23 protein-coding genes are annotated in these 24,570 nt (G+C 62.6%); 9 read left to right on the top strand and 14 right to left on the bottom strand.

Features of this window, described 5'->3' with window-relative positions; all coding sequences use genetic code 11:
- Window positions 1-13: 13 nt before the first annotated feature.
- From ACL0K2_RS06965 to xseA, 4 genes are all read right to left on the bottom strand, one after another.
- On the bottom strand, window positions 14-1,318 hold the full coding sequence (locus ACL0K2_RS06965; RefSeq protein WP_413044093.1) for a mechanosensitive ion channel family protein: 1,305 nt from the start codon (window positions 1,316-1,318) through the stop codon (window positions 14-16).
- Between the two features lie 62 nt (window positions 1,319-1,380).
- Complete coding sequence (locus ACL0K2_RS06960) at window positions 1,381-1,923, bottom strand: hydrolase (RefSeq protein WP_239611719.1); 543 nt, start codon at window positions 1,921-1,923, stop codon at window positions 1,381-1,383.
- Between the two features lie 22 nt (window positions 1,924-1,945).
- Window positions 1,946-2,764, bottom strand: a complete 819-nt coding sequence (locus ACL0K2_RS06955; RefSeq protein ID WP_413044092.1) for a peptidoglycan DD-metalloendopeptidase family protein — start codon at window positions 2,762-2,764, stop codon at window positions 1,946-1,948.
- Window positions 2,765-2,800: 36 nt separating this feature from the next.
- The gene (gene xseA, locus ACL0K2_RS06950) at window positions 2,801-4,180 is read right to left on the bottom strand and encodes an exodeoxyribonuclease VII large subunit (RefSeq protein ID WP_413044091.1); all 1,380 of its coding nucleotides are present in this window, start codon (window positions 4,178-4,180) and stop codon (window positions 2,801-2,803) included.
- 148 nt (window positions 4,181-4,328) lie between these two features.
- Here xseA and ACL0K2_RS06945 point away from each other — a divergent pair, with 148 nt between their 5' ends.
- From ACL0K2_RS06945 to ACL0K2_RS06905, 9 genes are all read left to right on the top strand, one after another.
- Entirely contained in the window at window positions 4,329-4,886 is a 558-nt protein-coding gene (locus tag ACL0K2_RS06945; protein WP_413044090.1) for a sugar ABC transporter ATPase, read from the top strand.
- A 121-nt stretch (window positions 4,887-5,007) separates the two neighbouring features.
- The gene (guaB, locus tag ACL0K2_RS06940; RefSeq protein ID WP_102847621.1) at window positions 5,008-6,477 is read left to right on the top strand and encodes an IMP dehydrogenase; all 1,470 of its coding nucleotides are present in this window, start codon (window positions 5,008-5,010) and stop codon (window positions 6,475-6,477) included.
- A 100-nt stretch (window positions 6,478-6,577) separates the two neighbouring features.
- A complete protein-coding gene (gene guaA / locus ACL0K2_RS06935; RefSeq protein WP_413044089.1) occupies window positions 6,578-8,158 on the top strand; it encodes a glutamine-hydrolyzing GMP synthase in 1,581 nt (526 codons plus the stop codon).
- A gap of 636 nt (window positions 8,159-8,794) precedes the next feature.
- Entirely contained in the window at window positions 8,795-9,550 is a 756-nt protein-coding gene (locus ACL0K2_RS06930) for a helix-turn-helix domain-containing protein (RefSeq protein WP_413044088.1), read from the top strand.
- A gap of 133 nt (window positions 9,551-9,683) precedes the next feature.
- Window positions 9,684-11,150, top strand: coding sequence for an FAD-dependent oxidoreductase (locus ACL0K2_RS06925; RefSeq protein ID WP_413044087.1), 1,467 nt, complete (start codon window positions 9,684-9,686; stop codon window positions 11,148-11,150).
- Window positions 11,147-11,536 carry a c-type cytochrome gene (locus ACL0K2_RS06920; protein WP_413044086.1) on the top strand — a complete coding sequence of 130 codons (390 nt, stop codon included), beginning with the start codon at window positions 11,147-11,149 and terminating at the stop codon, window positions 11,534-11,536. The genes ACL0K2_RS06925 and ACL0K2_RS06920 overlap by 4 nt, the downstream gene beginning before the upstream one ends.
- Complete coding sequence (locus tag ACL0K2_RS06915; RefSeq protein ID WP_413044085.1) at window positions 11,533-11,988, top strand: DUF4440 domain-containing protein; 456 nt, start codon at window positions 11,533-11,535, stop codon at window positions 11,986-11,988. The genes ACL0K2_RS06920 and ACL0K2_RS06915 overlap by 4 nt, the downstream gene beginning before the upstream one ends.
- Window positions 11,989-12,238: 250 nt before the next feature.
- Window positions 12,239-13,582, top strand: coding sequence for a hypothetical protein (locus ACL0K2_RS06910; RefSeq protein WP_413044084.1), 1,344 nt, complete (start codon window positions 12,239-12,241; stop codon window positions 13,580-13,582).
- Between the two features lie 251 nt (window positions 13,583-13,833).
- Window positions 13,834-13,977, top strand: coding sequence for a hypothetical protein (locus ACL0K2_RS06905; protein ID WP_155397659.1), 144 nt, complete (start codon window positions 13,834-13,836; stop codon window positions 13,975-13,977).
- A gap of 226 nt (window positions 13,978-14,203) precedes the next feature.
- Here ACL0K2_RS06905 and ACL0K2_RS06900 read toward each other — a convergent pair whose 3' ends face one another.
- From ACL0K2_RS06900 to hpaI, 10 genes are all read right to left on the bottom strand, one after another.
- The gene (locus tag ACL0K2_RS06900) at window positions 14,204-14,971 is read right to left on the bottom strand and encodes an SDR family oxidoreductase (protein ID WP_045163122.1); all 768 of its coding nucleotides are present in this window, start codon (window positions 14,969-14,971) and stop codon (window positions 14,204-14,206) included.
- Window positions 14,968-15,762 carry an SDR family NAD(P)-dependent oxidoreductase gene (locus tag ACL0K2_RS06895; RefSeq protein WP_413044083.1) on the bottom strand — a complete coding sequence of 265 codons (795 nt, stop codon included), beginning with the start codon at window positions 15,760-15,762 and terminating at the stop codon, window positions 14,968-14,970. Before ACL0K2_RS06895 ends, ACL0K2_RS06900 begins: the two co-directional genes overlap by 4 nt.
- Window positions 15,759-16,577 carry a molybdenum cofactor biosynthesis F family protein gene (locus ACL0K2_RS06890; RefSeq protein WP_413044082.1) on the bottom strand — a complete coding sequence of 273 codons (819 nt, stop codon included), beginning with the start codon at window positions 16,575-16,577 and terminating at the stop codon, window positions 15,759-15,761. The genes ACL0K2_RS06895 and ACL0K2_RS06890 overlap by 4 nt, the downstream gene beginning before the upstream one ends.
- 189 nt (window positions 16,578-16,766) lie before the next feature.
- Window positions 16,767-18,206: an amidase gene (locus ACL0K2_RS06885; RefSeq protein WP_045163119.1), complete on the bottom strand. Its 1,440-nt coding sequence runs from the start codon at window positions 18,204-18,206 to the stop codon at window positions 16,767-16,769.
- Window positions 18,207-18,254: 48 nt separating this feature from the next.
- Window positions 18,255-19,472: an MFS transporter gene (locus tag ACL0K2_RS06880; protein ID WP_045163118.1), complete on the bottom strand. Its 1,218-nt coding sequence runs from the start codon at window positions 19,470-19,472 to the stop codon at window positions 18,255-18,257.
- A gap of 11 nt (window positions 19,473-19,483) precedes the next feature.
- Complete coding sequence (locus tag ACL0K2_RS06875; RefSeq protein WP_413044447.1) at window positions 19,484-20,392, bottom strand: transporter; 909 nt, start codon at window positions 20,390-20,392, stop codon at window positions 19,484-19,486.
- A gap of 100 nt (window positions 20,393-20,492) precedes the next feature.
- A complete protein-coding gene (locus ACL0K2_RS06870; protein ID WP_045163116.1) occupies window positions 20,493-21,467 on the bottom strand; it encodes a helix-turn-helix domain-containing protein in 975 nt (324 codons plus the stop codon).
- Window positions 21,468-21,606: 139 nt separating this feature from the next.
- Window positions 21,607-22,206, bottom strand: a complete 600-nt coding sequence (locus tag ACL0K2_RS06865) for a hypothetical protein (protein WP_413044081.1) — start codon at window positions 22,204-22,206, stop codon at window positions 21,607-21,609.
- A gap of 66 nt (window positions 22,207-22,272) precedes the next feature.
- Window positions 22,273-23,727, bottom strand: coding sequence for an NAD-dependent succinate-semialdehyde dehydrogenase (locus ACL0K2_RS06860; RefSeq protein ID WP_045163114.1), 1,455 nt, complete (start codon window positions 23,725-23,727; stop codon window positions 22,273-22,275).
- Window positions 23,728-23,738: 11 nt separating this feature from the next.
- Window positions 23,739-24,542 carry a 4-hydroxy-2-oxoheptanedioate aldolase gene (gene hpaI / locus ACL0K2_RS06855; protein ID WP_045163113.1) on the bottom strand — a complete coding sequence of 268 codons (804 nt, stop codon included), beginning with the start codon at window positions 24,540-24,542 and terminating at the stop codon, window positions 23,739-23,741.
- Between the last annotated feature and the right edge of the window lie 28 nt (window positions 24,543-24,570).

Below are 24,570 nucleotides of genomic sequence, written 5' to 3'. Positions count from 1 at the left end.
GCTCCCGACTCCCTCAACCTTCCAGCCGTTGGCCTTCGCCGTGTTTGTCGGGCTGGTGCTGGCCGGGCAGCGGTCGGCTGAGCAACTGGCTGACCGAACCGTAGCCCTCACGCATATCGGCGCCGCTCGGGTGTTGGAATACACGCAAGCCGAATTCGGGAAGAATCGCCAGCAGATGGTCGAAAATGTCTGACTGGATGCTTTCGTATTTCGCCCACTGCACCGTATTGGTGAAGCAGTAGACCTCCATGGGCAAACCGTCCGCCGTCGGGCTGAGCTGTCGCACCATTAGCGTCATCTGCTGGTGGATATCGCGGTGACTGCGCAGGTAGTGCTCGACGTAAGCCCGGAAGCTGCCGATGTTGGTGATGCGCCGGGTATTGACCGGCTCCTTGCCGCGTTTCTCGAGCTTGGCATTCCACTCGTCTATCTCGCGACGCTTGTCGGTCAGATAGTCATCCAGCAGGTTGAAACGGTGCAGGTGCTCGCATTCTTCGGGGTCGAGAAAATGCACGCTCTGCTGATCCAGGTAAAGGCTGCGCATGATCCTTCGACCGCCGCTTTGCTGCATGCCCCGCCAGTTCTTGAACGAATCGCTGATGAAGCGCTTGGTCGGGATGTTGGTGATGGTTTTATCCCAGTTCTGCACCTTCACCGTGTGCAGGGCGATGTCGACGACCTCGCCGTCGGCGTTGAGTTGCGGCATCTCGACCCAGTCGCCGACCCGAATGATGTCGTTCGACGAGATCTGTACGCTGGCCACCAGCGAGAGGATGGTGTCCTGAAAGATCAACATCAACACCGCTGCCATCGCGCCGAGTCCGGACAGCAGGATCAGCGGTGAGCGGTCGATCAGCGTGGCGATGATGAGGATGGTGGCGACGGCGTAGAGGATGATCTTGACCACCTGCAGGTAGCCCTTGATCGGATGCACATGCGCATCGGCGCGCCGCTGGTAGAGGAGATTGATGATGTCCAGCAGCGCGCCCATGGCGAGTGCGATGGTCAGCACGATGAAACCACCGCAGACATTGCGTACCACCGTGACGACGGCTTCCGGCAGGCCCGGTACGGTGTTCACGCCGATCGACAGTACCAGCGCCGGTACGATATTCGATAAACGGCGGATGATGCCGAAGTCCTGCAGTTCGGTTTCGCGAGCGCGGCGCAGCACTTTGTACAGACCGCGCACCAGAATCCTCTTGACTAGCCAGTTGGCGAGCCAGGCGGCAAATATCAGCGCACTGCTGGCTACCAGGGTCTGCAACTCGGCATGCTCGCTCAGCCATTCCAGCCAGACGTTCAGGTCTTCCTGCATGGGATCATTTCTCCGTCCGATCGAATGTGACTGTCGCAGCGTTGCCCTTGCGGGGGCGTTGCTTAGCGGATGAATTCGCGGCTGATGCTGCGAAAGAGGTCGGTGCCGGCCTGCTCCATCCACTCGAAGGCGACCATCTCCCGCGAAACGATGCTGGCGCCAGTCTGTTGCATCCGCGCCAGCCCCAGGGCCTTGTCGCGGGCGCGGCGCGAGCCGACAGCTTCCTCCACTACGAATACCTGATGGCCGCGCGCGAGCAGGTCGAGCACCGTCTGCAGGACGCAGATGTGCGTCTCAGCACCACACACGATGAACTGCCGGCGTTCGCCTCCTGGGCGTTTGAACAGCTCACCGTCGCGCGCTGCGGAGAAGTGCAGTTTTTCGATGATCGAGTCCGCGTCGATGCCGTCTCGTAGCGCCGCGATGGTCGGCCCCAGGCCCTTGCTGTATTGCTCGGTGAGCAGGACCGGCACCCCGACGCGTTGGGCGATCTGGATCAGCCAGGTGCTGTGCTCGGCCAGCGCCGTGTTGTCTTCGATGATGGGAAACAGCCGTTCCTGGATATCGATGACGAGCAGCGTGGAGTCCTGCGCATGGATAAGCATGTCGTTGTCCTTGAAAGTGGATTCAGAGTTTGAATGCACCGATGAAAATCGATGGGTCGATCCGCGCATCGTTGAGGCTGACGTTCCAGTGCAGATGCGGCCCCGTGGCCCGGCCGGTGGAGCCAACCTTGCCCAGCACCGCGCCGCGGGCCAGTTCGTCGCCGACCTTTACGTCGATCTTCGACAGGTGGCAGAACATGCTGATCAGTCCCTGACCGTGGTCGACGAACACCGTGTTGCCGTTGAAGAAATAGCTGCCCGTGAGGATCACCTTGCCAGCGGCGGGTGACTTGATCGGGGTGCCGGCCGGGACGGCGAAATCCAGGCCGGAATGCGGGTTGCGCTCCTCACCGTTGAAAAAGCGGCGCAGCCCGAACGGCGACGAGAGGGCGCCGTCGACCGGCTTGTCGAACAACAGGTTGCTCGGCTGTCGGGCGCTGAGCTGCTGGTAGGCCTGGGTCTGTTCGTCCAGCTCGCGCTGGATGCGTTCGAGATCGGCGGGGTTGGGATTGACCTGACGCTTGTTTTTCAGCGTGATGTGCTGCGCGCGGTATTCGCGAGCGCCGACAGAGAAGGTTCGGGCGGTGCCGTTCACTTCCAGCTGCTGCTGGCCGGGCTTTACCGTCAGCGGGAGCCCGACGATGGCGATCCAGCGTTGGCCTTCTTCGCGTACCACCAGGACCGGTTTACCTTCATAACGCACGTTGGGCGCCTCGGTGCCATCCCCCAGGCCGATCACCGCCACGCCGCCCGGCACCGGCTTGTTCAGCAGACGGGTCAGGAAACCTTCGGCGTGGACGGGAAGGGCGAAACACAGCAGCAGGGCTAAGGCAAAACGCATGGTGATTCCTGTGATGAGCGGGTTGCGGCCAGTGCGCTAGTCCAGCAGCGACAACGTCACTGGCGTCTGATGATTGTCCTCGACACGAACATCCAGTTCGCCTTCTCCCAGGCGAGCCTTCAGGCGCTGGCCGGGTTGAGTCTGGTCGGCGCGACGAATCGCCTGCCCTCGTTCGTCGAGCAGAATGCTGTAACCGCGGGACAGGGTCGCCAGCGGACTCACCACATTCAGGGTCTGGGCCAGCCCTTGTAAATGCTGTCGGCGACTTTTCAACGCTTCCTGCATGGCACGTGGCATGCGTCCGGTCAGGTGCTCAAGGCGCTGACGCAACAGATGCAGGGCTCGTCCGGGATGCTGCGCAGCGAGGCGCGTCTCCAGCCGCGCGAAGCGTTCCTGGCCCGCGCAGAGCCGTCGATCGATACCGCGCAAAAGCCGCTGCTCTAAATCGTCGATCCGCTGGGCCTGTTGTTGCAGGCGCTCGCCTGGATGGCGCAGGCGTCGGGTCAGACCTTCCAGTTGCGAGCTGTTGCGATGCAGGCGATCACGCATCCGCAGCAATAGGCGTTGACGCAGACTCTGCAGCCGCAGCCGCAGGTCTTCGCTGCTCGGTGCCAGCAGTTCGGCTGCGGCGGAGGGCGTCGGCGCGCGGACGTCGGCCACGAAGTCGGCGATGGAAACATCGGTTTCGTGCCCGACGGCACAGACGATGGGCGTCACGCAAGCCGCCACGGCCCGTGCGACCACTTCTTCGTTGAAGCACCAGAGGTCTTCCAGCGAGCCGCCGCCGCGGGCGAGGATCAGCGCGTCGAAGCCTCCACGGTCGGCCAGCTCCAGCGCACGGACGATCTGCGCGGTCGCCTCACGACCCTGTACCGGCGTCGGCACCAGGGTCAGGGCGACGTGCGGCGCGCGCCGGCGAAACACCGAAATGATGTCGCGGATCACAGCGCCGGTAGGCGAGCTGACAATGCCGATGCGCTGCGGATGGGCGGGCAGGGCGCGCTTGCCGGCGGCGTCGAACAAGCCTTCGGCACTGAGCTTGTCTTTCAATGCCTCGAAAGCCAGGCGCAGCGAGCCATCGCCCGCAGGCTCGACGTTGTCGAGGATCAGCTGATAGTCGCCGCGACCCTCGAACAACGACACCCGCCCGCGCACCTTCACCGCCAGGCCATCGCGCAAGGCCTGGCGCACGCGTAAAGCGTTCTGCCGGAACAGCGCGCAGCGGACCTGGGCGTTCTTGTCCTTCAGGGTGAAATAGATGTGGCCGGAAGCGGGCTTGGCCAGGTTGGAAATCTCGCCCTCCACCCAGACCTGGGCGAACACGTCTTCGAGCAGCAGCCGCGCACGCCCGTTGAGCTGACTGACGGTCAGCACTTCGCGGTCGAGGTTCAGGCGTTGAAAAGGGTCTTTGAGCATGGCGGCGATGATACGGCAAGACGCGGGTCGCTTCATCCGCACGGGACGCCTTGTTCCATCGTTCGCGAATGTCGCGACCAGCATGGCTTCGGCTTGACCTGCGGCGATGGCCGATTAAGCTGCGCGCTTTCCTTCAGACGTAGCGCCCATGAGCGATCAGCAGTTCATCATCGTGCCGAAGATTTCCAGCTACCCAGGCGCCCAGTCACGCGCGCGGGTAATCCAGCGCTGGCTGGTGGAGCGCGGCATCATCGCCCCACAGCTGTCCGCGTGCGGTTCGGCACCGGGCCGCCTGGCCTACGGCATCGGTCCGCGGGCCGCCGAGATACTGGAGCCTGGCGGCGTCGCCTTGCTGCCCTATGAGCGGGCGCGCAACGGCCTGGAGATCATCACCGACCGCTGCATCTATACACCCGAGCGTGGCTTCGAAGGGCGAGCGCGCTGCCCGGAGTGCCGCAAGGAGATCGGCGAGGCGCTGCTGGAGCATCTGGAAGAGTGGATGCCGGCCGAAACGGAGAATTTCACCTGCCCGGAGTGCGGGCACGAGGATGACATCAACGGCTTCCCCTTCAGCCAGCCCTGCGGCTTCTCGGATCTAGGGTTTATCTTCAACAACTGGCCGGGCCGGCATTTCCGCCGTTCCTTCATCGAGGAGTTCACCGAGCGCCTCGGCTATCCGCTGGCGCTGGTGGAAGTCGGCTACTAGCGCCGCGCGACGTGTCGCGAGGCTGTTCATTCGTGCTGCGGCGGCGCATTGTTTGATTGAGCCATGCGCCCGTGCTCGGTATAATGCCGCGCTTCCTTTTTCCCGCCTGGGAGCCCCCGCCATGCTGCGTATCAGCCAAGAAGCCCTGACTTTCGATGATGTTCTCCTGATCCCGGGTTATTCCGAGGTCTTGCCGAAGGATGTCAGCCTCAAGACCCGCCTGACCCGCGAAATCGAGCTGAACATTCCCCTCGTTTCAGCGGCAATGGACACCGTCACCGAAGCTCGCCTGGCCATCGCCATGGCGCAGGAAGGCGGCATCGGCATCATTCACAAGAACATGAACGTCGAGCAGCAGGCTGCCGAAGTGCGCAAGGTCAAGCGCCACGAAACGGCGATCGTTCACGATCCGGCCACCGTGACGCCCGAAACCAAGATCAGCGAACTGCTGCGCAAGGCGCGCGAGCTGGGTTTCTCTGGCTTCCCCGTGGTATCGGGCAAAGAACTGGTGGGTATCGTCACCGGGCGCGACCTGCGCTTCACGCCGAACGTCGGTGATTCCGTCGCCGCGATCATGACCCCCAAGGAAAAGCTGATCACCGTTCAAGAAGGCACCGGCCTCGAAGAAATCAAGACCAAACTCTACGAGCACCGCATCGAGAAGATGCTGGTCGTCGACAGCAATTTCCACCTGCGCGGCCTGGTTACCTTCCGCGATATCGAAAAAGCCAAGACCTATCCGCTGGCGTCCAAGGATGACCAGGGTCGTCTGCGTGTCGGCGCCGCCGTGGGTACTGGCGCTGATACGGCCGAGCGCGTCGAAGCATTGGCAGCAGCCGGCGTCGACGTGATCGTAGTCGACACCGCGCACGGCCATTCCCGTGGCGTGCTGGATCGCGTGCGCTGGGTGAAGGACAACTTCCCGCAGGTGCAGGTGATCGGCGGCAACATCGCCACTGCCGAAGCCGCGCTGGATCTGGTCAAGGCCGGCGCCGATGCGGTCAAGGTCGGTATCGGCCCGGGCTCGATCTGCACCACCCGTATCGTCGCCGGTGTCGGCGTGCCGCAGATTTCCGCCATCGCCAACGTCTCGGCAGCGCTGGAAGGCACCGGCGTGCCGATGATCGCCGACGGCGGCATCCGCTTCTCCGGTGACCTGTCCAAGGCCATCGTCGCCGGCGCCAATGCCGTGATGATGGGCTCGATGTTCGCCGGCACCGAAGAAGCCCCAGGCGAGATCGAACTCTTCCAGGGCCGTTCCTACAAGGCCTACCGCGGCATGGGCTCGCTGGGTGCCATGTCCCAGGCCCAGGGCTCTTCCGATCGTTACTTCCAGGATTCCTCCGCTGGTGCCGAAAAGCTGGTGCCCGAGGGCATCGAAGGGCGTGTGCCATACAAGGGCTCGCTGGCCGCGATCATCCACCAGCTGATGGGCGGCCTGCGTGCCTCCATGGGCTATACCGGCAGCGCGACCATCGACCATATGCGGACCCACCCGCAGTTCGTGCGTATCACCGGCGCCGGCATGGCCGAGTCCCACGTGCATGACGTGCAGATCACCAAGGAAGCGCCCAACTACCGGGTTGGTTGATATTTCTGTCGCTGGAGGCTGATCGCCAAGCGGCTGGATGAGCATATGCCTCGTTCAGCCGCTTGCGTTCAGCCTTCAGCCGTTTTCCCAGGGGAAAAAAATGGCCCATCAAGACATTCACGCTCACCGCATCCTGATTCTGGACTTCGGCTCGCAGTACACCCAGCTGATCGCCCGTCGCGTCCGTGAAATCGGCGTCTACTGCGAGCTGCACCCGTTCGACATGAGCGACGAGGATATCCGCGCCTTCAATCCGCGCGGCATCATCCTCGCCGGTGGCCCGGAGTCGGTGCATGCCGAAGGCAGCCCGCGTGCGCCACAAGCGGTGTTCGATCTGGGCGTACCGTTGTTCGGTATCTGCTATGGCATGCAGACCATGTCCGAGCAGCTCGGCGGCAAGGTGCAGGGTTCCGATGAGCGCGAGTTCGGCTATGCGCGGGTCGACCTGGTCGGCAAGTCCAAGCTGTTCGACGGCATCGAAGACCATATGGACGACGACGGCGTGTTCGGCCTCGACGTCTGGATGAGCCACGGCGACAAGGTCACCGATCTGCCGGCTGGCTTCCATATCCTCGCCAGTACCCCGAGCTGCGCGATCGCCGCGATGGGTGATGACGATCGTCGCTACTACGGCGTGCAATTCCACCCGGAAGTGACCCACACCCGCCAGGGCGGGCGCATCCTGTCGCGCTTCCTGCTGGAAATCTGCGGCTGCGAAGCGCTGTGGACACCGTCCAATATCGTCGACGATCTGGTCGAGCAGGTGCGCAATCAGGTCGGTTCGGCCAACGTACTGCTGGGCCTGTCCGGCGGTGTCGATTCCTCGGTGGTTGCGGCGCTGCTGCACAAGGCCATCGGCGATCAACTGACCTGCGTGTTCGTCGACAACGGCCTGCTGCGCCTGCATGAAGGCGATCAGGTGATGGCCATGTTCGCCGAGAACATGGGCGTCAAGGTGATCCGTGCCGACGCCGAAGCGCAGTTCCTCGAGAACCTCGCTGGCGAAGCCGATCCGGAAAAGAAGCGCAAGATCATCGGCCGTACCTTCATCGACGTGTTCGATGCCCAGGCCAGCAAGCTCGACAACATCCAGTACCTCGCCCAGGGCACCATCTACCCGGACGTCATCGAGTCCGCCGGTGCCAAGAGCGGCAAGGCTCATGTGATCAAGTCGCACCACAACGTCGGTGGCCTGCCGGAGGAAATGAACCTCAAGCTGGTCGAACCGCTGCGTGAACTGTTCAAGGACGAGGTCCGCAAGATCGGCCTGGAACTGGGCCTGCCGTACGACATGGTCTACCGCCACCCATTCCCGGGCCCGGGTCTGGGCGTGCGCATCCTCGGCGAAGTGAAGAAGGAATACGCCGACCTGCTGCGTCGCGCTGACCACATCTTCATCCAGGAACTGCGCAACTTCGACTGGTACCACAAGACCAGCCAGGCGTTCGTGGTGTTCCAGCCGGTCAAGTCGGTGGGTGTCGTCGGCGATGGCCGCCGCTACGCCTGGGTCGTCGCACTGCGTGCGGTGGAAACCATCGACTTCATGACCGCACGCTGGGCGCATCTGCCCTATGAGCTGCTGGAGAAGGTCTCCAACCGCATCATTAACGAGATCGAAGGCATCTCCCGCGTCACCTACGACGTATCGAGCAAGCCACCAGCGACGATCGAGTGGGAGTGAAATCAGGCCCTTCGAGGACTATCGGTACCTATCGATAGATCGCCGTAACGTATCGACTCTTAAGGAAATACGTCACGGTATCTATCGGTGGTAACGCCGCTAAGCGGAACGCTTAGCGGTGGAACCGAACATTATGTTCATACGCTCCGTTTACTATCGAGACCAAAGCGGTCTTTGACGGTAAATCTCTCTCCGGAAAGTTGCTCCATGCGGCTTTCCCGGCATCAGTCGTTCTCCTGATCCTTGACGGTATAAGCCGTCATGAACAGGAGAAGCACTCAACACTTGCTGGCACCGCACGGTGCAAACTCAGCCCAAGTCTCAGTCCAATAAGCCGTCCAACCACGATGGAATGTACGTGACAAATTGATGATAGTTAATGTATTAACGTGTTTGCGCCCAGCAAGCGTAGGCGAACGGCATCGCGCCGGGCCTTGGTCACAAGGAGCGAGCATGTACGAACAAATACAACAGCCTCGTCAAACATCACATCAGCGTCTTGAGCGGTGGGCAGATGAGTTGGAAAGTTCATGTGGGACTTTCCACCCAAACCTTCCGCGCAGCTTCGATCGTCAGACATTTCTGGGCGAGGTACGGCCAGTTGCACCCCAGGCAGGCCACGCAAGTGCGGAGGTGGTGACCAATTGTCCTCAGGTGTATCGCCGGCTGCAGGATATCCGTGTTGACGGCCAAGACTTTTTCTACCTTGTGCTGCAACAGCAGGGCAACGCGCGGATCGAGCAAGCCGATCAAATCGTCCAGCTAAAGCCAGGCGATCTGACCCTGCTCGATGTGAGTAAGCCAAGCGATTTTCGACATCCCGGCGTCTCGCGTCAGCTTTCGATCATTCTTCCACGCCGGCTGATGAATGATGTGGTTCGTGGTCAGCCGATTCAGACCGGGGTGAAGATCTCCGGTGAATCGCGGCTCGCCGCACTGGTCCGGCACTTTGTCGACGGTGCATTTGGCCCGCCACTGGAGGACCTCGATGAAGAGACGGTACTGGAGTCGCTGGCCACGCTGCTCAAGCCTGTGGCGACTCAGAAATGGGGCGCTTTCGGCGAGCAGCCTTCTGAGCTGATCCGAAAAGCGCTTCGGTTCATCGAGGCGAACCTTGACCAAGGACGGCTGACGGCCGGCGAGGTGTCCCGCGAGCTATGCGTCTCCGAGCGCACCCTTCATCGCGCGTTCGCTCGGCTTGGCCACACCTTCGGCAGCTACGTACTAGAGCGGCGTCTGGAGCGATCCGCCCAGAGCCTGGTGCGTCAGCAAGGCATGCCGATAGCGCTGATCGCTGATTTGGCGGGTTTCGGCGACATCAGTCACTTTTCACGGACGTTCAAGCGCCGCTTCGGTGTGTCGCCACGGGCCTACCGGGGCCTGCATGGCTGAAGTGAGACCGACCCGGAGCGGTTGTCAGGCCCAGCCAAAAAGATGACCTAACCAGGCAAAAAATCCTTCGACTCGTTACGCATGCTTTGCGAACACCGGTTTGAACGGCCGGGACTGTCGAAGGAGAACAATAATGATCGAGGACAAGGCTGCCGCTTCCCGGCGCAATTTTCTCAAGGCGGCTGGTGTGCTCGTGGCCACCAGCGCCGTCGGGGCCAAGGCGATCGCTGCCGGCCAGACCCGCGTAGAACAATCAGGCACGACGCCACCGAAGGCTGGCGATCACTTCGATGTGATCGTCATCGGCGGCGGCATGGCGGGGCTCACCGCAGCACGCGATTGCGCCCTCAGAGGCATGAAGACGCTGGTGCTTGAAGCGCGAAACCGGATCGGTGGACGGACGTTCACCAGCGAATACGGTGGGAAGCGGGTGGAGCTGGGCGGCACCTGGATTCACTGGAGCCAGGGCTTCGTCTGGAATGAGGTCACCCGCTATGGCCTGTCCATTTCCGAGACGCCGGGCGCCATGGCTGATACCTCGGCCTGGATCACTGGCGGCAAGCTGAAATCGGCGCCTTCCATGGAGCTGTGGCCGAAGATTGGCGAGGCGATGGCCGAGTACTGCAACGTGGACGAGTGGGGCGGGCGCTTGGTCTTTCCGCGGCCCTACGAGCCGTTCCTGGAGCGCGAAAAGGTCCGTCAGTGGGATCGGCTTTCACTGACCGAGCGGATGGGTCAGTTGAAGCTGACGCCCGAGATGCGTGATCTGCTGAACATCCAATTCACGATCAATTGTCATAACGATCCCCGCAAAGGCGCCTTTATCGACATGCTTCGCTGGTGGGTCCTCGGCGACTCCGATATGGCGTTGATGTTCGACAAGATTGCCCGCTTCAAAATCTACGAAGGCACCAGTGCACTGGCCCACGCCATCATCGGCGACGGTGACGCCCAGTTGCTGCTCTCCACCCCTGTTGCGTCGGTAAGTTCTGAAGGTGGGCGAAACGTACTGACCACTACGCGCGGTGATCACTACACCGCCGATGCGGTCATCTGCGCCGTGCCGCAAAACGTGCTGTCGTCGATCAAATTCACACCGGGTCTTTCGCAGCAGAAGATGCGCGCTGCCGAAGCGGGGCACACCGGCATCGGCGTCAAGTGCTACGTCCATATCAAGCAGAAGGTCGGCAAATGGATCGGCATGGCGCCGTATCCGAACCCGATTACCCAGATCTGGACCGAGCAGGAGCGCGACGACGGCACGCTGCTGGTGTGTTTCGGACCGCCCGGTGGGCTGGATCAGAACGACGAGGAGCAGGTGCAACAGGCGGTGCGTCAGCTGATTCCGGGTGCAGACGTAGTGGCGGTGATGGGCTACGAATGGGCGTTGGATCCCTACTCGAAGGGGACCTGGTGCTGGTATCGGCCCGAGATGTTCAGCGAGTCGCTTGAAGCGTTGCGCGCACCCGAAGGCTCCATTTTCTTCGCCAGTGCTGACAGTGCAACCGGTTGGCGTGGGTTCATCGACGGTGCAATCCAGAGCGGCGTGGAGTCCTCGCATGCGGTCCATGAATACCTGAACAAGGGAAAGCGGTCATGACCGGATTGCGCTTCTTCCTCCTGGCCGCCGCTACGTTTACCTGGATTCCGACCGTGCATGCTGAACCCAGCGTCGAGCACGGCCAGACGTTGTTCCAGACCAAGTGCTCGGTTTGCCACAACAGTGATGCCGCGGCAGGGCATGCCGTCGGGCCGAATCTGCACGATGTGGTCGGCCGTCCGATCGGCACGGCCGACGGGTTTCTTTACTCGGCGGCCATGGCGCAAAGCAAGGCGTTGTGGACACCCGCTGAGCTGGATGCATTTCTCGTGTCTCCGGCTACCCACCTGCCCGGTACTGCCATGCCGTTCTCCGGCCTGAAGAAGGCGGACGACCGCAAGTCGCTCATTCTTTATCTCCAATCCCTGCAAGGAAAAAAACCATGAAAAATGCTCGATTGACCATCGCAGGCCTTTTGTTCACGGCAGCAGCAATGCCTACCTTGGCGGCAGATGCAGACACGCTCAAGCAGGCGCTGCGTGAGCGTCTAGACGTGGTTGAGGCTCGCTGGGAGCAGAACGATGCCAAGGGCATCGTTGCCGAGGCCTATGTGCCTGAAACGGAGATCACCGGAGAGCAGACCGAACCGCTGTTCACTGGTACCGAAGCACTGACCTCGTTGGTCGAGTCGCTGGTCGCCGACAGCACCACCGCCACTATCCGGCTGGATCGCGTCACGCCGCTGGGTGCGGACAGCGCTTATACGTGGGTGACCTGGGATGTCCAGCCCAACGCGGGCGAGCCCTTCCAGATGAAAAGCCTGTTCGTCTGGAAGCGCATGCCGCAGGGCTGGCGGATCGTTGCGGATATGTATGCCTCTGGCTCTGTCCTGAAGTAAACCTGATCGATTGAGCGGCGCTCTGACGGAGCGCCGTTCAATCCTCTTGTGCTGCCTTGTGCGACGGCATTCGCAGTGGCATCGGCAATCAAGGATCTGGCAGCCACAAGAAATAATTGCCTACGCCCCCTCCCTACACTCGCTTCAAGCTCCGGTCGTTGTATGGCCAACAGGAGCGTTCGAGCCGTGGCATCGAGCGGCATCGCCATTGCCCTCGGAACTGAACAACACAACAACAAGGATTCTTCGAATGCATAGGCTATCGCGTACCAAGCTTGCCCAGTCCATTCGCGCGGGCAGTGCAGCGCTGCTGGTTTGCGCCAGCGGCCAGGGTTGGGCTTACGAGCTGTACAATCAGGGCGACACGCAAATCAACGCTGACCTGGAAGCCATGGTCGGGCTGTTCCACAGCGGCGAGAACTATGGCCAATCCGGCACCTTGGCAGAAGGCTCTTCCTCTTGGCAGGAGGCCTATCTCAAGTACGGCTTCAGCTTCTCGCAGGGGCTGAGCGGTTCCGGGGACCAGGCATACGGCGCGCTCAATTGGGTCAGCTCCGGTACCTTCGGTGACGGCGATGCGGCGGGCTGGTCCAACGGCAGCGAGCGCACCACCAAGGTCGAAGACGCCTATCTCGGTTGGCGCTCGGGCAATCGATTCGCGGCCCTGGGCGAAAACGGCGTGGATGTCTCCTTCGGGCGGCAGAACATTGTGATCGGTGACGGCTTTCTGGTTTCCGGTGATGCGCTCAATTTCGGCCGGGAAGTGGCGGACGGGATGCTCGACCGAGGCGGTGCTTATTACATCACCCCGCGTAAAGCCTTCGACAAGACGGCAGTGCTGCGGCTGGGAGGAGAGCAGGGCCTGCGCGGCGATCTGATGTGGCTCAAGTCCGACAATCGCTCTCAAGGGCGGCCTGAAATGGCGGTGGCCACGCTGGAAAATGTCACCGATAAGGGCACCGTGGGCCTTACCTACCTCGACGTGCTGGATACCGATGAGGAATTCGATTTCGTCGACCGCAAGGGCATTCGCACCTATAGCCTGCGCGCCCAAGGCAATGCCGGTGTGGAGAATCTGTTCCTCTCCGGCGAATACGCCCACCAGGACAAGAACGACGGCAACGAAAATGCCTGGTACCTCGAAGCAGGCTGGACCTTCTCGGACATCGCCTGGTCACCGAGCGTCAACTACCGCTACAGCCGCTTCTCCAACGCCTATGACCCGCTGTTCTACGGCAACGGCCGTGCACTGGGCACCTGGTTCCAAGGCGAAGTCGCCTCCAACTATGCCGGCCCGTTCAATAGCAACACGCGCGTGCACCACATCGGCTTGAAGGCCGCCCCTGCGGAAAACCTGACGGTTGGCGCCTTGATGTACCGCTTCGAAACGATCGATTCGAATGCCGGTGCGTTCGCCGACCTGGGCGGCAAGGAAATCGACCTGTATGCCGAGTGGGCAGCCAGGGACAATCTGTTCATCATTCCTGTGGTGGGCTTCTACAAGCCGAACGAAAGCCTGGCCAACGGCGGCAGCCAGATCGGCAATGACGACACCAACCTGTATGGACAGTTGCTGGTCGTGACCATGTTCTGATCGGCGAGTCACCAGGTGTGGCGCGAAGGCATCGCCACGTCGTCCCGATGCGGCTGAACACCGCTTGACGGACCCCAAAAGGCGCTGGCTGGTTAGCCAGCGCCTTTTTCTTTGGCTGGCGCAAAGTTACATCAGGGGCCTTGCCGTGGTAATCCGCCGCCGTTTCGATCTGAATCAATGACCCGTCGCATTGCTCAAGTCCATCGGCACGCACGGTGCCTTCCAGCCCAAGGCAACGGTGGCCGTGAGATATGCGTTCGGCAGTGGGGCGGTTGTTCTATGCGCCGGGCGATGTGGGCTGGCTGGTGCCGAACGAGATGCAGCGGCTGTTCCACTACTCGCATTACGGAGCCCACGGTTACAGCGTCCGCCCGCAGATTTTGGGCGTGCGCTGAAGGGGCTGGAACCCGCCCTGACGATTGATGCGATGCGCCACCGTTCCCGGAGATGCGGGGCAGTACACGCAGGACTGCGATGGGAAGGGCGGCAGGCTCGATCTTCGGTCTGCGGGCCTGGGACCGCCAGGCGGGCGCCGGGAAATCATCACCTCGTACTTCGAAAGCTAGGTACGGGGCAATGCGACCTGCTGCTCCCGCTTGTCTGAGGTCTCCAGCCGGACGCTCAGCCCGCCGGCCGTACCTCCGGCAGCGTGGCGCCGCCATCGACCACGATGGTCTGGCCGGTGATGTAGCCGGCGCCCTCGGATGCGAGGAATACCATCGCCTCGGCAATATCGGCTGGGCGGCCGAGACGGCCCAGCGGCACGCCAGCGGCGATGTGCTCGGCCAGCGCCGTGTCGCCGAGGTTGTCCATCGCTGGCGTCTGGATCATGCCCGGCTCGACGCCGTTGACCCGCACGTTGTAGGGCGCCAGCTCCAGCGCCGCGGCGCGGATGAAGCCGTTGACGCCTGCCTTGGAGGCCGCGTAGTGCGCGAGCCCCGGATAGGCCATGCGCGGTCCGGTCACCGAGGAGGTCATCAGTACGCTGCCGCCGCCACGCGCTTGCATCAGCGGCAGCGCGCGTTGCGTCAGCCAGAAGGGCGCGGCCAGATTCACATCCAGGGTTCGTTGCAGCACCTCTGGGGTGATGTCGGTGAAGTTGACCAATGGGAAGTACGCAGCGTTGTGCACCAGCACATCCAGCCCGTCGAGCACCTTGAACAGGGCATCGATGGCGGCGAGATCGGCCAGATCGACGGCATGCGCGCGGACCGCCAACCCTTCCTGACGTAGCGTCTCGGCCAGCGCCTCGGCGGCGTCGGCCTGGCGGTCGGCGATCACCACCTCGGCACCGCGGCGCGCGAAGGCTTCGACGATGCCACGGCCGATCCCCTGTGCGCCGCCGGTGACCAAGACGATGCGGTTGGCGAAGGTCTGATTCCCGGTCATTGCGCAATCCCCATGCGGTCGTAAGCGAGAGTGGGCACGTCGACGATGGTGGAGCCGCCATCGGCCACCAGCGTGGCACCGGTAATGATCGAGGCGTCCTCGCCGAGCAAGAAGCGGCAGACCCGGGCGATCTCCTCCGAGGTCGCTGGCCTGCGCAGCGGCACGTCCGCTGTGACGCGGGCATAGGCGGCGTCGAGATCCTCACCGTAGTGGTCCATCAGCGGCTGCATTTCCTCGTCCGCCATCGGCGTGCGCACCCAGCCCGGGCAGACGCAGTTGACCCGCACGCCCTGCGGACCGAAGTCGCGGGCCAGCGAACGGTTCAGCCCCAGCAGGGCGTGCTTGGCCGTGGTGTAGCCGCACACTTCCGGGCCGGCCGCCAAGGAAGCGATGGAGCCAAGCAGCACCAGGCTGCCGCGTCGCTCTGCCAGCAAGGGTATGCAGGCCCGTGCGGTCTGGAAGGCGCTGTCCAGGTTGCTGCGCATGGCCATCTGCCAGACCTCGTCGCTGGTCTGGGTGGCGCTGCCCGGGCCGAGCCCGCCGGCGCAGGCGACGACACCGTCCAGGCCACCGAAGCGCTCACGGATCTGCGCTATGAACGCTTGCCAGCCCTGGCTGCTGGCGGCATCGCCGGCCAGGACCAGGCCGCCGATTTCCGCTGCAAGCCGTTCCAGCGGTTCGCGCCGACGGCCGACCAGCACCACATTAGCGCCATCCTGCGCGAACAGCCGCGCGCAGGCTTCGCCAATGCCGGTGCCGGCCCCGGTAATCAGGAGGGTGCGCTGGCTCATTCAGACGCCTCCAGGCGGCTGACCACCTGGCAGTGGGACGCGACAGGGAAGTTGGACACCTGGGTGAAGTCTTCCCCGGCATAACCGAAGATTTTGCCGTCGCTGCGATGGGCTTTCAGGTCAATCAGCACCAGCCCCAGGGTCGGTACGATCTTTTCGCGCCATACGAACAGGAACAGCTCCGGTGCAATCGCGATGTAATGGCAGCGGTCGGTGTCGCACAGACCTTTCTCAACGCCCTTCAGGCACATCCAGGTGTAGAACTGCTCGTTGAGGTAGATATGGTCATAGACCTCGGTGGGGCTGTAGCGGTAACGGTTGCGCAGGCCCACCAGTTGATCGGTTGGTTGGTGATGGCACTGGCTGGCACGGCTGGCGTCGTTGAGGCTGCCGTGCAGGATTTGCACCTCCACGCCTGTCAGAGGCTCGCCGGCGAGCGCACGTCCATAGAGCCCACGCTGCGTGTCGGCTTCGCTGGGCAGCGCACCGATGACTGCGGTAAAAACGCCAGCGCTGACGTCGAGCACCAGGCTGATGGACCAATGGCGGCCCTGTTCCTGTTTGACGAAATCCACCAGGTAAATGCCGGGACGCAGCGCTGTAGCCCGGTACGGGGCACTGCCGGTCGAGTGGCCATCGTCCGCGTGCCAATGCAGGCGATCAGCCTCGAAGCGATGCTCGATGGCGCCGCCCTTGGCGAAATGCAGCGTATGGGTCTTGCCAGCAAAGTCGTTGACGTGCGGTAGCAGGAAGGCTTCGGGCATGAAGCCGTCGGCCAGGGCGCCGACAGTGATCCATTCTGATGTAGCGGACATGAGTAGTACTCCTCGGTATGGGTGCGTCTATCCTGGCCGCGATGCCCGGGCGCGAATATCAACCAGAAGGTTTAGGTCCGCACCGGGAAAACTCGAGGCGGGGCTAGGCGCGCACATTGCTGCGATAAGCCTCGAAACGGGACGGCGGGACTGGCCGGTTGGGAGTCCAGACGTTCCCGCCTATGCATTTCAGCGTTGCAGCGCGTTTACCACCGGCACTCGGCCCCTCCATGGCTGGGCTTCTTCAAGCTGCGCGGCGAGGGCGAGCAGGGTGCCTTCCTCACCGAAACGAGCGGCAAAATGGGAGCCGATCGGCAAACCCTTCGGGCTCCAGTAAAGCGGAACCGACATGGCGGGCTGGCCGCTGGCATTGAACAGCGAGGTGAACGGCGAGTAGCTGTGGAAGTGTTCGATCAGCGTGGCCAGGTCGAGGCGGTCATCGAACGCATCCAGAGTCCCGATGCGTGGAGGCTCGCGGGTCAGCGTCGGGGTCAGTATCAGGTCGTAGTCGCAGAGGAAGCGTGCCAGGTCGCGTCCCAGTGCGTGGAGGCTGGCGACGCCATCGGCGTAGCGTGCCCCGCTGACGGCGCCTCGCTCGCGCAGAATGATCCGGGTTCGGGGCTCCAGTTCCTCATCGGCGACCGGCTGATTCCGTAGCTTGCCGAGCATATCGACGTAGCTGCGGGTGCTGGCGCCGATGATGTCGAACATCGCGTCGAGCACCGGCAGCGGATTGACCGGGAGTGTGGTCTGCTTTACCTGGTGACCCAGCTCCTGGCACAGCTGCGCGGTGTGGCGCACGGCGGCCAGCGCTTCCGCACTGCTGGTCCAGGGAGCCAGATGCTCGATCACCGCAATGCGCAGCCGGGTGGGCCGGCGAGTCAGGCAGTCAACGAATGGGATGCTCTGGTGAGGGGCGGCGTAGGGCGCGCCAAGATCCGCACCAGCGGTCACATCGAGCAGGGCGGCGCTGTCGCGCACTGACAGGGTGATGGCGTGGGGCGTACCCATACCGGCCCAGCCTTCACCGACGAGTGGGCCACTGGGCATGCGACCGCGGCTGGGTTTGAGCCCGAAGACGCCACAACAGGACGCCGGCACGCGTAGCGAGCCGCCGCCATCATTGCCATGCGCAAAGGGGACGACACGAGCCGCTACCAAGGCTGCGGCGCCGCCGCTGGAGCCACCGGCGCTGCGCGTTGTATCCCAGGGGTTGCGGGTCGCACCGAAGCGGGTCGACTCGGTGGTATAGGAGGTGCCGAATTCAGGCGACGTGCTGGTGCCGATGAACTGACAACCCGCGGTGCGAAGGCGGCTCACCACTGCATCGTCGAGCCCGGGCCTGGCCTCACCCAGCGCAATCGAGCCGCTGGTCATGCGTGCTTCGGTCAACGGTGAAAACAGGTCTTTGATCAGCGTTGGTACGCCGGCGAACGGGCCATCGAACGTCGGCGCCTTGCGTGCGGTGTCATAGAGCTTTTCGGCGACCGCGTTGAGCTGCGGCTCTACGAGTTCCAGTCGAGCAATCGCAGCTTCCAGCAACTCGCTGTGGCTGACCTCGCGTGCTTTGACCAAATTGGCGAGTCCTGTCGCGTCCTCGCGGTCCATGAGTGATTGGATGTCTTGCATATAAGCCTCGGAGGTGTGAAGGCCGACGCTCGCGCGTCGGCAGTTGAATCAGGCGTGCGGGCCGATGGCTTCTGCAGCACGATGTGGCTTGAGGATGGCCGCGACGACCCAGACGATGCCGCCCGTCAGGCTGAGCATGGCCAGCAGTTGGATGGCGCCACGAAGGTCGTAATTGAAGCCGCCGAGCATCGCGATCAGCAGGGGGCTCGCGAATTGGCCGAGGTAGAGGAATGCGGTGAACGCGCCCAGACCACGCCCTCGGGTGTTGGCGCTCAGCGCGTTCATCACCGGTGCCATGGCGTTGGGGACCAGCAAACCGGCACCGATGCCATGGAGCGATACCGCCACCAACACCTCGTTATAGGTCTGGGCTTGGCTCAGTAGCCACAGACCCAGCGCCAGCAACCCAAGCAGCAGAGCGTTGCATCCGGAGATGCCCAGCGTCCGGCGCAACACCGGCCAAAGCAGCGCGCCTGCCAGCGAGGCCAGCAGGCCAAGGCCGGCAGAGGCGCCGATCAGCGTGCTGGAGGTGATGCCGATGCTGACCAGCAGCGCGGGCGCCTGTACCGGGACGATGAAGTTGAGCAGCATGCCGGCGAAGATCAGCAGATAGCCGATCACCAGCGTCAGGACGGAAATTTGGTCCTCGCCATCTTCCAACTGTTGCTGGCGGATGGTTGCCGGTTCCCAGAGCACGCGAGCCATGAATGGCACCAGCAGCAAGGGCAACAAATACAGATAGAACGGCGCTCGCCATGCCTGCTCACCCAACGCGCCGCCAATCACGAAGAACAGCGCGCCGATCAGCCCGATCGTCACGACTTGCAGGTTGACCAGCCGCAACCGTTGCTCTCCCTGCCAGTAGTCTGCAATCAAGGCGGCGCAGCAGGTCATGATTGCCGCTTCGGTACAGCCGAACAGCAGCCGCGAACCGACAATGGCGGGCAAGCTGTCCAGTAGCGCCGGTAACGTGCCCAAGAGGGCGTACAGGATGGTGGCAGCCACCAGCAATGCCTTGCGGCCCACGCGGTCGGCCAGCCATCCAGCCAGCGGTGCGAAGAGTGCAATGGTCAACGCGGGGCCTGTGATGGCCAGCGGAACGAGCAGGTCGGCTTTCGGTTCGACCGGGCCGAACTCAGCGAAGAGCTTCGGCAAGATCGGCGCGACCATGACCGAGCCCATGATAGTGAGACTGCTGCCGAGCATCAGTACGGCGCCTTCGCGTCCGGTCCTGGCTTGGCGTATCGGTGACAGATTCCGGCTCATGTTCGGTCTCCTCAGAAACTGTGCGAGAAGCGCAGGGCGACGGTGTAGCCCTCGGGTTTGTTGCGTGCGCCGAATTCCTTGTAAGCGTGGAGCCAGACGGGCGGCAGACCCGGCTTGAAATAGCTGATAGCGGGCCCGATGGCGGCGACTCGGCCACGGTTGCCGCTGGTGAGGTCGGGGCTGTCATCATCGCTCAGTTGACGGTAGTAATAGCCACCCAGGCCTAGCGTCCAGGGGCCGACGTGCTGTCCGACGGCGAACTCGTGGCGGTACTCGACGCCGTTCTTGTAGTCGGTTGCGTGGTTGCGAGTGTTGACGTCAACCTGGAAGCTCGACGACATCTCGAAACCGCCATCGGTGATGTAGGTGGCGTTGAGAATTGGCGAGAAGGTCCAGTGGTTGAGCCCGGGCGAAACCAAGCGATCTTCGTCGTAGTCACCGGTCGGTAGCTGGATCTGAAACTGGGTATTGATCCCCAGATTGCGTGAAGGCGACCACTGCAGTATGAGTGGGAGGATCTGTGCGTCTGCCTGGCGAAACATTTCCGCGTCTCGGGATATCGGACCGAACGGGGTGTCGACATCGAGCGATGCATTCATCTTGAAGAAGGGCAGCACCGCTCCGAAGCCGTATCGCGCGCCGAGGAACTGCTGGTCGGTCATGCGGATATACGCCAGTCCGATGGACAGGACATCGATCGAGAAGTCCACCGGGGTTTTGTCTCCGCTGGCGTCCATCAGCCGGTTGGCCGAGTAGAACGCCGTGCGCAGACCGACGGTGCCGGTAGGCGTCGCTGGCGGTGTGAAACCGGCGCCGAAGTCGTACACGCCATTGGGAGTCGTGGGCGCGCCGCCTTCGGTAGCCAGCGCAATGCCGGATGTGGCCAGGATCGATACGCAAAGCAATCCCTTGGCGGCCATCGTGCGATGTCCTTTCATGCTGTTCCCCTGTTTTGTTGTTATGGGTAGGGGAAGCCTATGGACAGGTCAGCGAAGGGGGTTATCCGAAATCAGCACAGTTTCATCGAGCACGGCGAAGCGTGTCCGAAGGCAATTCACCAAACAGTTGGCGATAGTCGCTGGCGAAGCGGCTGAGGTGCCAGAATCCCCAGCTGGCCGCCACTGTCTGCACCGATAGCGTGCCGTCACTTGTGATCAGCGCGCGATGCGCAGCATTCAGTCGCAACGCCCGCAGGTACGCCACCGGATTGATCCCCAGCGTCTCCTGGAAACAGTACTGAAGCTTGCGACGCGAGGCGCCGACCTTGTCGCAGAGTTCCAAGATCGTGGGTGGGGCGTCGCGGTTCGCCAACGCGTATTCGCGCGCACGGTCGACCAGGCGCTTACGTGCGTTGGGTTCCAGCAGATTCACCTCCTGATCGTCGATCAGATCCAGCAGGTGCATGACCACGGCATCACGAATACCGGCGCGTATAGCGGCGTATCCGAGTAGGTCGTTGGTTTTGTTGGCATGCGCATCGAGCAGACTGCTACACAGCTCGACCAGCGCGGTATGACTCTCTGCGTCCACCATGCGATACCAGTGAGGCATCGATGGCAGGCTGGTCAACTGGAGGTTCCTTTCCAGCCTGTCGCGAAGCAGCGACTCGTCAACGGCGATGCAGAGCAGATCTAGATCGGCTGGCGTTCGCAGCTCGGGCAAGTCTTCGCCTCGTGTGACCAGCAGATTTCGGCCAATGACCGAATGGCCAAGGCAATGGAAACTGCTGTTTGGTACGTGCAGCGGCAAACTGAAGCTGATGGCACCTTTCCAGGTTTCGCCCTGCTTGGTCATTGCCTGGTTGGCTCGATCATGAACCAGTTGCAGGCCTTCGAGGTGCATCTGGCTGATGCTGCCCTTGAATACACCGGGGGTGAGCTGGTCGTAGCGCAACTGCCAGCCGTCCAAGCCGCCGGCGTGATCCTCGATGTCGAATGTCTGCCGATAGCGAATGATCGGTAGCGGCACGGCTTGATCGATGATGGCACTGTGCATTTCGGTAACCCTCTGGGGGTTGAATCCTGCGATATCTGGTTAAGGCAATTTCCATTCCCATGCGGGCCGATGCGCTCAATATTTGCCGATATCGGCTAGAAGCCGAGCGCAGGGAACACGGTTCTGTGCGCCTTACGGCTCAGCCATCGCAGCCCGCCAGAGCTGCCGAGCTGTTGGCTTCACCCGAGGCGCATCGGGTCATGGCAATGAACGCCTCAAGTTCGTCAGCCGCTGCCTGATAGCGCCCAGCGGCCGCTTGGGCGAGCGCCTTAACCTGAGCCTCTTCCTGCTCGATCATGTACTGACGGAATTCGGCATCTTCCGGATCAGGTGGCACCGGGATGGCGCGCAGCTCCTCGACGTATTTCTCCGTTGCGCCGGCCAGAGAGCGAGTGAAGCGCTGCGGGAAAGCCCAACTGATCAACAGCGAAGCATCCCCCTTGATCCGCGTCTTCAGCCTGGCGGGTGCGAAGCCGTGGCGTTCGGCAATGGCGGTGTAACGGGGCGCCTGAAGAATCTCCAGCGCGGTGTAGCTGGACCAGAACTGGCCTTGGTCGCTACCCGCATGCCGTTCAGCCAGAACCGGCACTACGTGTCTAGCGAGCGCGCGGTTATCGATTTCCTTCTGCAGCGCGGCGGTGAAGCGCGCGTGCAGATCGGTATCGCTGGAGGTGCTGCAGCCGGATAAGCCAAGCGTTACGGCCAGTGGGAGAACCGCCTGTAGGAGGCGTCTATTCATACTCAACTCCCAAAAAAGAGCCGGTGGTGAGCCGGCTAAGAAGGTGACACGAGGAGTTCGGAAGCCTCAGCCGATGCCAAGGCACATGTATTTTTGCTCGATGTAATCGTCGATTCCGTAATGGGAGCCTTCGCGACCGAGGCCCGATTGCTTGATGCCGCCGAAGGGAGCGACTTCGGTCGAAATCAGCCCCTCGTTGACGCCCACCATGCCGTACTCCAGTGCCTCGCTCACGCGCCAGGCGCGGCCCAGGTTCTGGGTGTAGAGGTAGGAGGCCAGACCGAACTCGGTATCGTTGGCCATGGCGATTGCCTGCTCTTCGGTCTCGAAGCGGAAGATCGGCGCCAGCGGGCCAAAGGTTTCGTCGCGTGCGACCAGCATGTCAGGCGTGACATCGGCCAACACGGTCGGCTCGAAGAAGCTTCCGCCCAGGGCATGGGATTTGCCGCCAGTGAGCACGCGGGCACCCTTGGACACGGCATCTTCGATGTGCTCGACGACCTTGGCGACTGCTTTCTCGTTGATCAGCGGGCCCTGTTGAGCGCCGTCGTCTGTGGCCGGGGCGACTTTCATGGCGGCAACGGCCTCGCTCAGACGCTTGGAAAATTCTTCATACACGCCGGCCTGGACCAATACGCGGTTGGTACAGACGCAGGTCTGCCCGGTGTTGCGGAACTTCGATCCCAGCGCGCCCTGTACGGCCGCATCCAGATCGGCGTCGTCGAAGACGATGAAGGGCGCGTTGCCGCCCAGCTCCAGGCTGACCTTCTTGATGCTTTCGGCGCATTGGGCCATGAGCAATTTGCCGATGCCGGTGGAGCCGGTGAAGGAGAGCTTGCGCACCTTCGGGTTACCGGTCAGTTCACCACCGATGGCGCGGGAATTGGTGCCCGGCACCACGTTGAACACACCGGCCGGAATGCCCGCACGCTCGCCGAGTTCGGCCAGTGCGAGGGCTGACAGCGGCGTCTCCGAGGCGGGTTTGAGCACCACGGTGCAACCGGCGGCCAGGGCCGGACCGGCCTTGCGGGTAATCATGGCATTGGGGAAGTTCCACGGTGTGATGGCTGCAACCACACCGATCGGCTGCTTGATCACCACGAGGCGACGGCCCTGTTTGTCGTGCGGGATCACATCGCCGTAAACCCGCTTGGCCTCTTCGGCGAACCACTCGATAAAGCTCGCGCCGTAGGCGATTTCGCCACGGCTTTCGGCCAGCGGCTTGCCCTGTTCCCAACTCAGCAGGCGCGCCAGGTCTTCCTGATTGGCCATGATCAGTTCGAACCAGCGGCGCAGGATGGCGGCGCGTTCCTTGGCGGTCTTGTCGCGCCAGGCCGGCCAGGCCCGTTCGGCGGCCTCGATGGCGCGGCGGGTTTCGCTCACGCCAACCGAGGCGACTTCGGTGATGACGCTGTTATCGGCTGGGTTACGCACGGCGAAGCGGGCACCGTCTTCGGCTTCGATCCACTGGCCATCAACGTAGGCGTTCTGGCGCAGCAGTGAGGAGTCATTCAGATTCATCTCGACCTCGTTTAGTAAACGCCGCCGCCACCGGTAGTCGGGGCGGGGGCGTCCTTGAATGCGGCGGCCAGGCTCTGCAGCCCGCGCATCAGAATGGTGGTATCGACGCCGACCGCGACGAAGGCTGCGCCGAGTTCGATGTAGCGGCGTGCCAGCGTTTGGTCGGCCGAGAGGATGCCCGCGGCCTTGCCGGCGCGACGGATACGCTCGATGGCATCCTCGATGGCAGCCTGTACATCCGGATGGCCCGGATTGCCGCGATGGCCCATCGAAGCGGATAGATCAGCCGGGCCGATGAACACGCCATCCACGCCATCGACTGCGACGATTTCATCGAGATGCGCGAGACCTTCCAGGTTCTCGATCTGCACCAGCAGGCAGATCTGTTCGTCGGCATGAGTGAGGTAGCCAGGAACGGTGTTCCAGCGCGAGGCGCGAGCCAGCGCACTGCCCACACCGCGAATGCCCTTGGGCGGGTAGTGAATGGCGCGTACCAGCTGCTCGGCCTGGTCACGGGAATCCACCATCGGTACCAGAAGCGTCTGCGCACCGAGATCCAGTAGCTGCTTGATCACCACGGCATCGCCTATGGGCGGGCGGATCACCGGATGGGAAGGGTAGGCGGCCACGGCCTGGAGCTGGCCGAGCAGGCTGCGGACATCGTTCGGCGCGTGTTCGCCATCGAGCAGCAGCCAGTCGAAGCCGGCATTGGCTGCCAGCTCGGCGCAATAGGGTTCGGCCAGTCCGACCCAGAGGCCGATCTGCGCTTCGCCCGATTTCAGGCGTTGTTTGAAGGTGTTGACTGGAAGGTCCATGGTGGACTCCTCAATTGAGGCGCTGGGG

The organism is Pseudomonas sp. YJ42 (assembly GCF_047225135.1).
In the GTDB taxonomy this organism is placed as follows: Bacteria; Pseudomonadota; Gammaproteobacteria; order Pseudomonadales; family Pseudomonadaceae; genus Stutzerimonas; species Stutzerimonas stutzeri_E.
The sequence above is the reverse complement of the archived record's forward strand: the minus strand, read 5'-3'. Positions and strand labels throughout refer to the sequence as shown.